14 protein-coding genes are annotated in these 13,301 nt (G+C 58.9%); all 14 read right to left on the minus strand.

The annotated features are described in order from the left end of the window. Position 1: 1 nt before the first annotated feature. Positions 2-850, minus strand: coding sequence for a hypothetical protein (locus HMPREF3158_RS05400; protein ID WP_070497614.1), 849 nt, complete (start codon positions 848-850; stop codon positions 2-4). Next, the gene (locus HMPREF3158_RS13020; RefSeq protein ID WP_070497616.1) at positions 850-5,808 is read right to left on the minus strand and encodes a tape measure protein; all 4,959 of its coding nucleotides are present in this window, start codon (positions 5,806-5,808) and stop codon (positions 850-852) included. The genes HMPREF3158_RS05400 and HMPREF3158_RS13020 overlap by 1 nt, the downstream gene beginning before the upstream one ends. Before the next feature lie 31 nt (positions 5,809-5,839). Next, the gene (locus HMPREF3158_RS05410) at positions 5,840-6,166 is read right to left on the minus strand and encodes a hypothetical protein (RefSeq protein ID WP_070497618.1); all 327 of its coding nucleotides are present in this window, start codon (positions 6,164-6,166) and stop codon (positions 5,840-5,842) included. A 32-nt stretch (positions 6,167-6,198) separates the two neighbouring features. Then, a complete protein-coding gene (locus HMPREF3158_RS05415; protein WP_070497622.1) occupies positions 6,199-6,558 on the minus strand; it encodes a hypothetical protein in 360 nt (119 codons plus the stop codon). Positions 6,559-6,661: 103 nt separating this feature from the next. Then, positions 6,662-7,351: a hypothetical protein gene (locus HMPREF3158_RS05420; protein ID WP_070497624.1), complete on the minus strand. Its 690-nt coding sequence runs from the start codon at positions 7,349-7,351 to the stop codon at positions 6,662-6,664. Further along, entirely contained in the window at positions 7,348-7,737 is a 390-nt protein-coding gene (locus tag HMPREF3158_RS05425) for a hypothetical protein (protein WP_070497626.1), read from the minus strand. The genes HMPREF3158_RS05420 and HMPREF3158_RS05425 overlap by 4 nt, the downstream gene beginning before the upstream one ends. A gap of 5 nt (positions 7,738-7,742) precedes the next feature. After that, positions 7,743-8,027: a hypothetical protein gene (locus HMPREF3158_RS05430; RefSeq protein WP_070497628.1), complete on the minus strand. Its 285-nt coding sequence runs from the start codon at positions 8,025-8,027 to the stop codon at positions 7,743-7,745. Further along, positions 8,027-8,359, minus strand: a complete 333-nt coding sequence (locus HMPREF3158_RS05435) for a hypothetical protein (protein WP_070497630.1) — start codon at positions 8,357-8,359, stop codon at positions 8,027-8,029. The genes HMPREF3158_RS05430 and HMPREF3158_RS05435 overlap by 1 nt, the downstream gene beginning before the upstream one ends. Further along, complete coding sequence (locus HMPREF3158_RS05440; RefSeq protein WP_070497632.1) at positions 8,344-8,781, minus strand: Gp19/Gp15/Gp42 family protein; 438 nt, start codon at positions 8,779-8,781, stop codon at positions 8,344-8,346. Before HMPREF3158_RS05440 ends, HMPREF3158_RS05435 begins: the two co-directional genes overlap by 16 nt. A 15-nt stretch (positions 8,782-8,796) precedes the next feature. Next, on the minus strand, positions 8,797-9,129 hold the full coding sequence (locus tag HMPREF3158_RS05445) for a hypothetical protein (protein WP_070497634.1): 333 nt from the start codon (positions 9,127-9,129) through the stop codon (positions 8,797-8,799). After that, positions 9,129-10,076 (minus strand): phage major capsid protein, encoded by a 948-nt coding sequence (locus HMPREF3158_RS05450; protein ID WP_070497635.1) that lies wholly within the window; start codon positions 10,074-10,076, stop codon positions 9,129-9,131. The genes HMPREF3158_RS05445 and HMPREF3158_RS05450 overlap by 1 nt, the downstream gene beginning before the upstream one ends. A 28-nt stretch (positions 10,077-10,104) precedes the next feature. Then, the gene (locus HMPREF3158_RS05455) at positions 10,105-10,521 is read right to left on the minus strand and encodes a hypothetical protein (protein WP_070497637.1); all 417 of its coding nucleotides are present in this window, start codon (positions 10,519-10,521) and stop codon (positions 10,105-10,107) included. A 9-nt stretch (positions 10,522-10,530) separates the two neighbouring features. Next, the gene (locus HMPREF3158_RS05460) at positions 10,531-11,952 is read right to left on the minus strand and encodes a head maturation protease, ClpP-related (RefSeq protein ID WP_070497639.1); all 1,422 of its coding nucleotides are present in this window, start codon (positions 11,950-11,952) and stop codon (positions 10,531-10,533) included. Further along, positions 11,949-13,292, minus strand: a complete 1,344-nt coding sequence (locus HMPREF3158_RS05465; RefSeq protein ID WP_070497640.1) for a phage portal protein family protein — start codon at positions 13,290-13,292, stop codon at positions 11,949-11,951. The genes HMPREF3158_RS05460 and HMPREF3158_RS05465 overlap by 4 nt, the downstream gene beginning before the upstream one ends. Positions 13,293-13,301: the final 9 nt, after the last annotated feature.

Below are 13,301 nucleotides of genomic sequence, written 5' to 3' on the forward strand. Positions count from 1 at the left end.
GTCACCTCCACGGGCTCAGGTAGCGCGGGGTCACCTCAAGGGTCAGACCCGCACCCAACTGGAAATCATTCTTCGTATGCGGCTGCAGAGTCTCCCCCACGAGGACACCACGCAGCGAGGACCAGGTTCCGGTATCGACGTTGCCGTCCTCATCCGTCACCTGGCCTTGCATGCCGCGCTCTAAGTCAATCCACCGCACACCCGGCCCGGTAGCCAGACTCAGGCTTAAACCACTGGGTAGGGAGAAGGCGGTGGTTTGCCCATCCCAGCGCAGGCGAAGTTTCGGGGGCAAGTCGCCAGGAGTCGTCACAGTGACGTTACCCGTGTATGTGACAACACCACCCGTCCAATACCCATCAAGGCAACGATATTGAACACTATCCTCAATAAGGGTCACGCCGGACGGATCGACCTCAACCTCACCAAACTCCACCAGCCTGACACGCGCCTCACGCTCCCCACCATCACGAGCAATGACCTTCAACTTGCCATCCTCAAAATAGGACCACGCATTACGCCAATCACGCAGCGTCTCCACCACAGACTCATCAGGACCAGGACGCACAACCACATCCAGAGAGCCAGTAAACGCCGGAACCTTCATCCCCAGCACTCGGGAACCGTAACGGGTGACGGACTCCGCCGAAGCGAAATCCACACCGCCAACACCATCACCGAAACCGCCCTCCTTCAGGACGACGCGCTGCTCATCAGCCTCCGCGTCAAGCATGGAGTGAAGGATGAACTGCTCACCGGGATGGTGCGGCGCGGTATACACCACCTTGTAGCCAGGCGGGTCCGGCAACTCGTATCCCGAAAAACCGGAACCAAACCTCACGGGATGAACCATTACATCGCGCCTCCCCTAGTAGTCGCAGCCACAGCCACGCTCGTGCGACGGCGCAGCTTGCTAATTTCCTCAGTGTTGATGGTGACCTCGCCTTCTACCTTGTCGACGCGCTTTCGCAGCACTTCTTGGCCTTCAAGATTGACCACTAGGGTCATCCCCTGGTCACCATTCAGGCCACCGCGCTTAATCTCACGCCACTGGTCACCGTTGAACACAGGCTCCGGCTCGTTCGACAGGTTGAACGCAATGCCGCCCGGCTTGAGCCAGCCGCCCTGGTCGTACACCGCGCCAGCGCGGCGGGCATCAATGACGGCCCCGACGAGGTCATCATCCTCATGGATGCCGATCTGGGCCATGCGCCCGTCGTAGTCACCGGTCGTCATCAGGTGCTTGTAGGAGGCCACCGGCGAGGCGTCCTTAGCTGCCACACCGGTCTTTGCCTTACCGCGCTCCTCAACCAGGTTGAGAATCGCCTTAGCGGCATCCTCACTACGCAAAAGTAGAGAGGTGTCCACCATGCCGGCGTCTGCACCATCCCACGCGGAAGAGAACTCAGTGAACGCGCCCTTAAGCTGAACCTCCGGCTTAGCAGCAGAACCACCGCCGCCGAAAACACCGGTCTCATTAACCAGCTTCTCGGCAAGGCCCATCTGCTGTGCATACCGGCCAGGGAATGCGGACACCTGAACCTTCTGCGCGGCAGCACCAGGCTCCATGTCCTCCCACTTGAAGGTGTGCAGCTGGCGGAAGAACATCGCAGCGCTCTCGTACGGGTCCATGCGCTGCCATACCTCGCCCCAAGCGCCGTTATTGCGCTGCTGGAACAGCCCAACTGAATCGTAGTCAGAGCCAACAGCATCGTGACGATACTTCAAGGACTCGGGCACAGCCTTGTTGGCCCACATCTTCATCGGATTACCCGACTCAACAAGCGCCGTAGCCACACCAATCTTCGCGCCCTTAGCACCAACACCAAGACGCTTAGCCGCCTCAGCAATCTCACTCGCAAAGAATTCCTGGCCCCACTCCGCAGTCTTAGCCTTCTTGGCCTCATCCGGAGTCACAACAGCCGGAGCAACCGACTTATCCACCTCAACCTTCGGCTCCTCCTTCTTCGCAGAAGTCGGAACCTGAACCTGCTTCTCAGTGATGATGGAATCACCCGACGGCAACCAATCCCCCGGCTTACCCAGAAGAATCTTCGCCAACAGGCCACCACCAAGACCCGCCATATCCAACAAGCCCTCAGTGAAATGCTCCACAACGGACTTATCCCCAAGCTCGTTCGCGGCGGTGGCGATAGCCGCCTCCTCAGGAGACAGCTTCACCGTCTGCGAAGCAGAACCGGATGATGTGGACTCACCAGTCACCAGAGAAGTATCAATCTCCCCGGTCTCCGCCATCGGAAGAATCTCATTCATCTTCGGCGGCACCGGAGGCTTATCCTTCAGCCCAATCCAATAACGATCCGTGTACTGAGAGTGACGAGCACCAGCAGCAGCGCCACCAATCTGGCCGTTACCGCGACCACCACCCATCTCCGCATTCGTCGCATGACCATTAGCGTCATAGATAGTGCCGGACGTGTGACCACCGTAGGGGCCACCATTGAAGAACCCAACCTCAAACGCGGACTTACCAGGCGACGTGCCCGGCGAGAAGCCCATCTGAGACAGAACCTGGCCCTCATTACCGGTGGCAAACTTGCGGCCTGCAAGGTCCATGCCGATAGCGAACGCCGCCAGCCCGGACATGGCACCGGAGCAGTCACCCCAGTTGCCAAGCAGGCCACCTCCCCACACGTAGGGCGAGCCCTCAAGCGAAGCGGGGGCCTGCTTGCCTTTCACATTCTGCCCAGAAGCAAACGCCAAAAGCTCCTTGGAGGACACGACGCCACCATTAGCGAAATAGTGAGCGCGCATCGGAGCGACAGCTGAGTACGGTGCCGGGGTAATCCGCTCACCGTCCTTATCCAGCACAGTCAGCCCAAAAATATCGGCAGTCTTAGCCAGAATCTCAGTGGATCGCTTGCGCTTCGACTTAGCGAGTGGGATGTAGGACTCGCCGCCGGTTTCCGGCTCCGCCCACACACGCCACTCGCCACCCTTGGCGATTTGCGCCCGGTGGTCCTCCCTGGTGCCACCATTGGCGTAGCGCTCAAGTTTGTCGATGCCACCATCCACATAGGCGCGGGTGATACCACCTTCCACGAGGACGAGGCCACCACTGGCGAAGCCCATCATGCCGCGAATCTTGTCCGGCATAATCGACCCGATAGCGTTGCCCACCTGCCCAAACATGGACTTAATGCCGTTGATGAGACCAGAAATGATGTTCTTACCGGCATTCACCAACCACTGGCCAGCATTAGCGAAAACGTTCTTAATCTTGCCGGGAATCTCCCCGACAACACTGAGCATTTCGCCAATCTTGCCGCGCACCGCGCCCACCATGTTGCCGACAGAGTCAGCAAACGCGGACACAACCCCCTTCGCATTGTCGAAAATCGACTTGAAGAGATTCATCGCCGCATTGATAGCGCCGCGCACCACGTTGGAAATGGCGTCACCCATCGACGAGAAACGGTTCCCGATATTTGAGAAATTGCCCGTCAACACGTCCGCCAGAAGACCAGTCGCGTTGCGGAAGAAATCCCACGTGGGCTTAATGATCCCATTCCAAATATCAGAAATCAGGGTGCCCATGGTGCGGAAAGCACCACCAATCATGGCGGTGAAGATTGGGGCGACAAACGACGCCACAGATTGCACCACTGACATGAATACAGACAGGGTTGGCTGAATCACCGAGGACCACACCGTGGAGATGACACTGCCAACGAACTCAATCGCCGTCCAAATCCCCTTCAACGCCCCAACCACAATCGTGCCCATCACCTGGAACGCATCACCCATGAAAGACACAATCGGGGCAATCCACGTCTCATAGAACTGCCCGAAGCCCACCGTGAACTCGCCCCACTTCTCCGACATGAAGCCCCACGCCTCGATGGCGAAGTCCTTCAACGCGATGAGTTTGTCGCGGAAGAGCTGCAGGAACGTGAAGATTGGGGAATCCGGGTTCATGCCCAGAGCTTCGGCGTAGTCAGTGGTGTCACCAGACTTCCAAAAGTCCAGTGCCCCGGAAACAATCTCCTTCACCTTGTCGATAGCCCCGGTAACCTTTTCCACCGTGGCATCCCACGCATCGGAGATAGTCTCACTAATCTGGGAGAGCACTGGGCCGAAAGTAGACTGCGCCCAATCCAGACCAGCCTTAAGCTTTTCGACTACCCAATCCCAGCCAGCAGCAAGGGATTCCGTAAAGGACTCCCACATCTTGCGGCCCGTTTCAGTCTTCGTGAAGAACGCCCACAGTGCCACGCCGACAGCTACAATCGCAGCCGTAATCCACGTAATCGGAGACTTCCACATGGCCGTGTTCAGAAGATTCTGTGCGACAGTGGTCTCCATAATCGCGGTCTTCATCGACTTCATTACGCCGACGAATCCGCCAGCGGCCTGAATCTTCGCCACCGCGTTATACGCTGCAATTCCAGCAGTCAACGACCCCAAGGCACCCACAACACCCAGCACTGGGCCCTTGTACTCGCCAATCAACTTCAGCGCATCAACGACACCAGCCACGGCCCCCACAAAGGCAGGAATTACCGACTCAGCTGCTGACGAGAAGAAGTTCACCACAGCCTCAATCTGCGGCTTCGCCTCATTAAACGCCTGAGCCAAACCACCCTCAACAGCTGCCTGCAAGTTACCAAGCATGCCCTCAAACGTGGCAGTCGACTGCGCCGCCTCCTGAGCAATTGGCTCATTGCCCAGCTTCATTACCGCGTCGTTGAATTCCTCAGCGGTAATCTCACCGTCTGCCATGGCGTCGCGGAAATTGCCCGTGTACGCACCAGCATCGAGCAGGGCTTCCTGCAGCTTGCCAGACGCGCCAGGGATAGCATCAGCGAGCTGATTCCAGTTCTCAGTCGTCAGCTTGCCCGCGCCAGCGGTCTGTGTCATCACCATGCCCACAGACTTGAACGTGTCAACGTTGCCGCCAGCGACCGCGTTCAGGTTGCCAGCCGCCTCTGCCAGGCCCGTGTAGTCCTGAATGCCGTTCGCCGCGAGCTGCGCCGTCATCGACTGAATATCACCCAGCTCATACACGGTACGATCCGCGTACTCCTGGGCGGCGGCAGTGGCCTTCTCAATCGCCGACGAATCCAACCCGGCGAAGTCCATCGTCTGCTTGAACTTGTCAGTCGCATCAGAGGCATCCATCGCGCCGCGCACGAGGTCACCCATGGAGCCAATAGCGGCCTGGACGACACCAGCGAAAATACCGCCGACGGCACCAGCGACCGCACCGACGCCAACCTCCATGCGGCCAAAAGAATCATCCGCATCATCGACAGCCTTCGACAACTGACGCGACTTATCCGAAGCATCATCAGAAGCCGAAGCAAGGTCACGCTCCGCCTTCTCCAACGACTCCGCAGCCCTCACAGACTCCGTCATCGCCCGCTCGACACCCTGCTCCGCCTTCTCCACATTCTGCGCAGCGGTCTCCACACGGGCACGCTTATTCAGCACATCAGCCTCAGCACGGGCCAACTGCTCAGACGACGCCTTACCCGACTTCTTCATCTCAGACAGCTTCGACTCAGCAGCCTCCAACTGCTTCGCCGCCGCCTGAGACTTCAACACCTCAGAATTACGCTTCGACTCAGCAGCCGCCAGCTCCTCGGAGGACTTCTTTACACGATAGTTGGCCTTCTCGACCTGCTTTGCCGCATCATCGGCACCGGCCTGAATGCCCTTCTCGATGGAGTCGCCGGCCTGCTTCGCCGCCTTCGACGCCGGGGCCAGAAGCTTATCTTGAAGCTCCTTACTAATGCCCGACAGCGAAATCGTAGTAGGCAATACGGCATAGCCTGCTGCACCAGACATCTAGGTACCTCCATCAAAAAGGCCGCACAGGCTACAACCTGGCGGCGTTAAGCTTTCGGGCCTTCTCACGCGCCCGCTCCATCGCAAGCTCACGCTCCTTGGCGCGACGCTCACGCTTCAACTGCTCCCAACGCGGATGCTTCTGGCCATTCAAACTTGACCAAATATCCATCAGGACCGAGGACACTTCACTCACCGGAGGGCGGTCAGAAATCATGGAATGAAACAGCGACTCCGGCGGCAAATTCTCCGCAAGAATCAACAACCGCCGCAGAGTCATGCGTGAAGCTCCCCCATCCTCACGGTAGAAATCCCGGTAGTCCAGGTGGTAGAAGCGTTGAAAATCGACCTCTACCAATTCCTCATGCTGGGCAATGAGGTACAGGAGCTCTATTTTCCCTGGCGGCGCTCACCCCACGCCGCAAATACATCACGGAATTCATCCACGGACAGGCCAAGGTCCATCAGCTTAAACACCTGGTCCTCACCAATGAGCTGCTCCAACACACTCGGAATGTACTTCTGGGCGTAGCGCTCATGGAACACGAACATCATTCCAGCGGGCGCGGCTTCACGAGTCCAGCGGTCTTCAATCTCGATGTCTTCCCCGTTGACCTCGATAGTGAACGTGGGGTACTCCACCACCTCATCGTTGGTATCAGTGGTAGTTTCTTCGATGACCTCAGCCTGCGCCCCGGTGGCGTCCTTCGGGTCAATAGCGTCGTCGGTTTTCTTCTTGCGAGTAGTCATGGCAGACCCTTTCACATTGAAATTGTTGAATAAGAAAAATGGGCAGACCAATTGGGTTGAGGGGTAGGGGCGGTCTGCCAAAAATCTCCCCTACCCCATCGCACTACTGCGAAGCGCCAGAGTCGCCGCGAGAAGGAGCCTCCTCAGCAGCGTCGCCAGTGGCGTTCTTCTTCGCGGAGAAGCGAATGACCTCCGGCAGCTCATCCGGGGTATCGCCACCCTTCAGGCGCAGGTAGTCGTACAGTGCGCCGTACTGGTCCTTACGAATCTCAGCCTTGAAGCTGATAACCGAAGCACCATCATCGTTGCGCTCATTGCCGTTCTCGGAGTAGACGAGCGCCTTACGACGAGACACGTCAATGTAGACATCACCAAAGCTGTTGGTGGTCTTGAACGCGATGAACCCCTCGGCAGGGTTCTCCGGAGCGAGCAGCACGCCCGGCTTACCCTCCTTGAACTCGGAGCCAGGCCACAGCAGCGGGAACGTCACGTCGTTCATCTCAAGGGCGTCGAAGCCGCGAACGTCCTTCTTGAACTTGTTGTTCAGCAGCTGAAGGACACCACCGAACGAGTTGATTTCAGTGCGGTCCACCTCCGGCTCCTGGGTAATGGCGGAACCATCATTCAGAAGGCCAACAAAAGACCAGACCTTCGGGTCGAACGACCCGTCAAAGCCGATCTTCGGGTCCTTTTCAGTGGACCAGTACACCTCGGCGTCCTTCCAGACATCAATCATCCGGGCGCGATCCGTTTCCAGGGTCTGAGTGCCCTGGCCAGTAGTAGGGGAAGTCATCCTCTAAATCCTTTCTTAGTAGACGCGGCCACCACCGTGACCGCAGCAACCCAGCCCTTAACGTCCTCATCCTTCACGACGAGGAAAGGGCCGGGAGATATGCGAAAACCCCCAACAGAGTGGGGGTTAAGAAGCCAGGCATCAATCTCAGCGGCAACCCGCCGAACCTCTGGCTCATACTTGCCGTACACGTTCACACGAACATTCTCAGTCGATGTAGCACGACCCGAGCGAGGCGAACCATCACTCGACACCGTCACCACCGGGCCATCATCAACCGACCACCCCTGCGGGATAGTCGCGACAACCCTCATCGGCTTCGCCACCACGCCACGCAGAGCGCGACGAATGACCTCCGGGGCATTCCGCTGAATGAAGAAATCCACTCCGCTCACCTCGGACTGTAGCGGTGCACATCCAGGCCCTGCGACGCAGCAGCACGAGTCAACGTGCCATGCTTAGCCTGCATCGCCAGGCCCTTCGCATGCGCCAACGTCACCAGCGCGACAGGCCGGCCATTACGGTCCGTCTTCATCGTCACCGTCACCGGCACATCACCCTCAACCGCGCCAGCAACCGCCTGCGCCTTCGACGCAAGCTGAGGGGCCAAAGCAGAAAGATTCTTCTTGTACCACTCATCCGGGATATTCAGCTGAGGTTTACCAACTTTCGCCACTAGCCCTCACCCCTCACACAATCGAAAACCATTGATGGGCGATGCCGCCGGTACACGGGGCGACGATGCTTAGACCAATCCCACGCAGTAATACGCACCTGATACCGCTTGCCCCTCACAGTGACCTCATCACCATCAGCGACCTCAGTACCAGCCGGTGCCCACACACGCAGAATGTCCTTCGTGCCCTGCTTATCCTCATCCGACATCTCAGACAACGACAACGGCTGAACCGACTTCACCATGACCTTACGGTCAGGCCCGCCGGCAACCGGGTAACCATCATCATCCACACCACCAGCGGCACCATGAACGATTATCGTTTCGGCCACGAGTACACCTCCGGCCAACAACGCGGCGGCGGGAAATGCCCACGAGCACCACCCGGCATACACAGGCCAAGCTGGGCACGCTGCGCATCAGTCAGGCGCACACCGCCGAAACTCACGCTGTCCACATCGGCATAGGTGATGCTGTCCGACTCCTGCCCCGTGGTGGAAGACACCGACCGCACGCCAGCATTAGGACCGACGAGAATCGCCGCAGACGCCATTTCACGAATCACGCGCCGCGCCACAGACCCCAACCACGGCACCGTTTCCAGTTCCTGGTCAAAGTCCCGACCACAGCGCATGAACTCAACCTCAATGAGATCAATGGCATCCTCGATGAACACGCCAAGGCGCTTCATCTCCTCACCAGTCAACGACTGTGGAAGACGCTCAGCTACATACTCGGCACTAATCTCAAGCATGCTGCACCTCCCTCACTATTGGGTTGCGGCGATGATGTCCTTCTTCGACAGGCCCTTAGTGACAATCCCCAGGGACTCGGCGTACTTGCGCCAATCATCAATCGACGCGGCGCGAGCCGGGCGCTCCACCGAACCAGCAGCCGCCTTAGGCTCCGCCTCCGGCTCGGGCGCTGGCTCCGTCTTAGGCTTCTCCACAGGCTTCTTCACCGCCGTCTTCGCAGACGGGTCAACCAAAGCACCACAAGCCTCAAGCCAGTGCGCAGTCTCCTCATCTACCTCAACGACAGAACCCGGGGGATACACAACATCCTCCGGGCTCCAATGCTTCGCTAACGTGACCTTAACCATTAGGCGATACCGGTCAGCTTAACGACAGCCTTCGGATTATCCACCGCAATAGCACGCTTACGCACCAGGTCGGAGCGCCAAGACATGGTAGGTCCACCAAGCTCAGACTGACCACCCTCAGAGTACAGCGGTGTCGCAGTCAGCGGCATGGTGTCGGACTTGAAGCCGGCGCCCTGTGCTTCAAAGACATACCCTGTGCCTGGGGCAATAAGACGGGAGGTCGCCACGCGGAGGGTGCCAAACAGCTCCGTATCGCGCAGGCCACCGAAGATGGAGTCACCATTCTGGTCCAGGAAGATTGGGTTATCCAGAGCAGCGGCACCAATGTAATACTTCTGCATCTGCTCATTACGAATCAGCTTCGTGTAGGAAGCAGGGTGCAGCAGGATGGTGTTCGGCTCATAGTCGAACTGGCGGTTAATGTCCTCGTCTTCATGCGCGGACTGAACCAGCTCTACTGCGTCGAAGACATCCTTGACGGGGTCGCCACCGGTCCATGGCGCGGACGCCTGCAATTCAGGAACCTTTGCTGCCTCGAACACGCCAAGCACAGCGTTGATGCCGTGACGAATGACGGTCTTTTCCAGGGCCTGAATATGACGGTTAACCTGGTCAACCTTATTCTCATTCTTCATCTCGTAAGAGATGCGGATAGCTTCACCGGTCTTGATACCGTAGGCGGCGCGCAGCGGGCCAAGCTCCGGGGCGGAAACAGGAATCTCGCCAAACTCGGCGATTTCCTCCGCGTCGTCTGCAAGATACTGGGCGGCAGCCTCACGGAAAGCCACAACGCCCTTGTTGTCCTCTGCCTGACGGAAGAATAGGTCTTCCAGGAACTGGCCCTGCAGTCCATCAACCACGCGCTGTGGGATGAAGGTCGGGTCCTCCATCATCTCGGATACGGTCAGCTTTGGGCCATCGTAGGCGCTAGTAATGAGATCTCCCATTATTCTTTCTCCTTTTCAAAAAGTTGGGTTAGCCCGCTGCTGCCGGGGCAACAACCGGGGTGACAAGGGTGGTCTTGACGGTCTTGCCAGCGCCAGGGCGGGCAGCAACACCAACAAGCAGGGAGCCAGTGGCAGACACCTTGCCGTCAGCCGCGGCGTACACCGGCGCGCCCTGCTTAATCGCGGTGGCATCACCATCTACCTCAAGCGGGACGGTGGCGGGGCCAATATGGACGGCAACGATGCCCGGCGCATCCAGAGCGAGAGTGTTGACCGGCTGCTCATCCTTCGGGGCGAACGCGTTCTCAGTGACGGCACCAAACACGGGGCCAGCAGCCGCAGCGTGCTTAACACCGTTCTCGCCTACCTGCACGAGGCGGAACTTGGTTACGTCTTTTTCGGCCTTGTAGCTAATCGGGCCGGAGCGGAAAGTGGGATTCGACATGACTTCTCCTTAGTGAAAGTTCTTGCGGGAAAGAAAGCCGACCTTGTCGGCCTTCGCGGACAGGTTCTTTGACGGCTCCGTCTCCACGTCCTTGCCGTAGCCAATCTCCGCACGCGGGATGGTGCCAGCAGGGTTCGAGCCGTAGATGTCGCGGGCGGCTTCGGGGTCGCGCTTCATCGCGGCAATCGCCTTGGTTCGGCGGGCGGCGGAGATGCGGCCTTCCTTAATCCAGCCGTCGACCTCGGCGACGAGGTCGACTTCCTTCTGCTGCTCCATGGCCTTCCATCCGTGCTGAGCTGCTGCCTTGAGCTCGGCGTAGGTCTCGGCGTCGAGGGTGACGGTGTCATCCGCTGGCGCAGCCGGGGCCGGGGTGAGCTCAGCTGGGGTGTCCTCCTCGGTGTTGGCCGCAGCCTTCACCGTGACCGGTACGGTCAACTCCACCGGTGCATCCCCACCGTTGGCGGTGACAGTGAACTCCACGGTGGTGTCCGGCTCCACGCTGGACGGCGCAGTCACCTTGAGAACACCAGTGTCCTCAGCGACCTCACCCGTCCAACCGTCCGGGGTACCGGTCAGCTCAAACACCACACCAGCGGGCACCTCACCGGCCGGAGCAACCTCAACCGCGCCGGTCGGGACGACAGTCGCATCCTCCGGGTAGGCAAGGTCAACAGTGGCGGTCACAGTAACCTCCTCATTAAAAAAGCCGGAGAGTGCGCGCTGCACGTCCTCCGGCTTCTTGCCCAACTCCTGGGCAAGCTGATTCAAGATACTCACAGTATCCCCTTCCTGCCCATCACTGGGCGTAGTAGTTGCGTCCCCCGATACCGACCGGGAAACAGGCGGCGGCGGTGGTGCCGCAGCCCGGTTAGCGAACTTGAAACGACGCTTCGCCAACGACGCCGACGGCTCCGGCGCGGACGACTTCTCAGCCACAATCCCATCCGCCAAACCAGCGGCCACAGCTTCCTCGGCGGTGTACCACGTCTCCGCGCTCATCGCGTCCAACCAGTCCTGCACCTCGCCCCCGGCCTTACCGGCGTAGATAGCGGCAAGCTTGTTGTCCTGGCGCTCAAGGTCAGCCAAGGTCTTGCGCACATCATCCGCATTACCCTCAGCCAAAGTCCACGCACGATGGATCATCAACTCCGACGACTTTCTCATGAGTACGCGGTCAGCACCACCAACCGCAATGAACGACGCGGCAGACGCGGCCAGTGATTCCACAATCACAGTGACCTCACCATCGTGGTTCTTCAACGCGTTCATGATGTCAATGCCCGTGTACACATCACCACCACCAGATGAGATGCGTACCGTCACGTCACCGGAGATTTCGGAGAGTTGAGCCATCACCGACTTCGCAGTAATCGCATTCTCAGGCTCCCAAAAATCCGGCCCAATCGGCCCATACAAAAGAATCTCGTTCATACTGTGCCTCCTTCCCCACTACTCGTAGGCGTATCAGTAGGAATCTCATCCTGGGAACTCAACGTGACGCCTATCTGCTCTTCCAACTGCTGCCTCTGCTTCTTCGACTCAAGTGCATCGGTTAGCTTCTGCTTCGGCGGCAGCGTGTACCGGCGACGCAGGTCCTCCTCTAGGTCCTTGTCGCCTAGAATCAGGCCGGCATTCTTCAGCCCGGCGAGGTCAGCGGCGCTGATTTCCTTCTTCGAGGCAATCGGGTCGAATGCGATACGCGGCACTAGGCCGGTGTGCTCAGGGAACGCCACCCGAACCAAATCCTCCACCACGTGCTGCGTGGCAACATCCGCGAGCCACTCGGCGGTGGTCTGCAACGATTGGATAAACAGGTCTGACTGGGTTTCCGCCAGGGCGTAACTGCCGCCCTTTCCCTCTAAGTTGAGGAAGTGTGCAAGAACCGACTTGGCAATCATCGAATCGTGGTAGTTAATCGCCTCACGCGGGCTAACCAACTGCCCCGAGGTGCCCAAAAGCTGCAGCTTCGCACCCATCGGAATCGACGCCCCAGAATGCTCACCAGCACGAAACCCCTCAACAATGGCCTGACCATCCTCAAGGTCTTTATCAGGGTCAATCGCCACATCCGAACCCGTATACACGGGAACGCCCATGCCGTTACGGTCTAGGGTGTTCAGCTCAAGACGTAGCAGCGAGTCCCGCAGCTTCCAGTGCTTGTACGCGGGGCGCAGCACCGACTTACCCGTCCACTGCGACCCCTCATCATCAAAGACATAGGCCACGAGTCGGTCCACTGGAATGACCCGCGCCTCATCCGCCCGGGAACGAGATGCCAGCGGGGTCTGACGAATCGAGGCCAGGCCACCATCATCATCAACATTGATCTGGTCAATCGTGCCCGGCCACCGAGGAGCCAGCTTCACCAAGCGCTCACGCCCATCCAAACCAGGCTCGTACACCTGCTCAAAGAACATGTGCCCAAACTGCAAAGCCTTCAATGCCTGCTCCAGGTGCTTCTCCCACGACACCCTGCCGGTACGCGGGGCGAACGGCTTATTGGGGTCCTCACCCTTCGCACGCAGCCGCAGGTCTTCACAAACGGCAGCGACAATCTCATCCGGCGCACCATTAGGCTCCACGAACCAGGTAGCGCGCCGAATCGGCAACGTCACCGCACGCAGCACCGACGTAACCTGAGCATCCTCACGACCCATCTTCGCGAACACCTTCGCGGAATGCGGGAACCGCAGCCCCCAATTATCTTCCGCCAAAGCATGGTTACGGGTGGCCCTCGCATGGCCCACCTCGCGCACATTCAAACCAGCCACACGGGCCAC

It is taken from the genome of Corynebacterium sp. HMSC06G04, assembly GCF_001807365.1.
GTDB lineage: Bacteria > Actinomycetota > Actinomycetes > Mycobacteriales > Mycobacteriaceae > Corynebacterium > Corynebacterium simulans.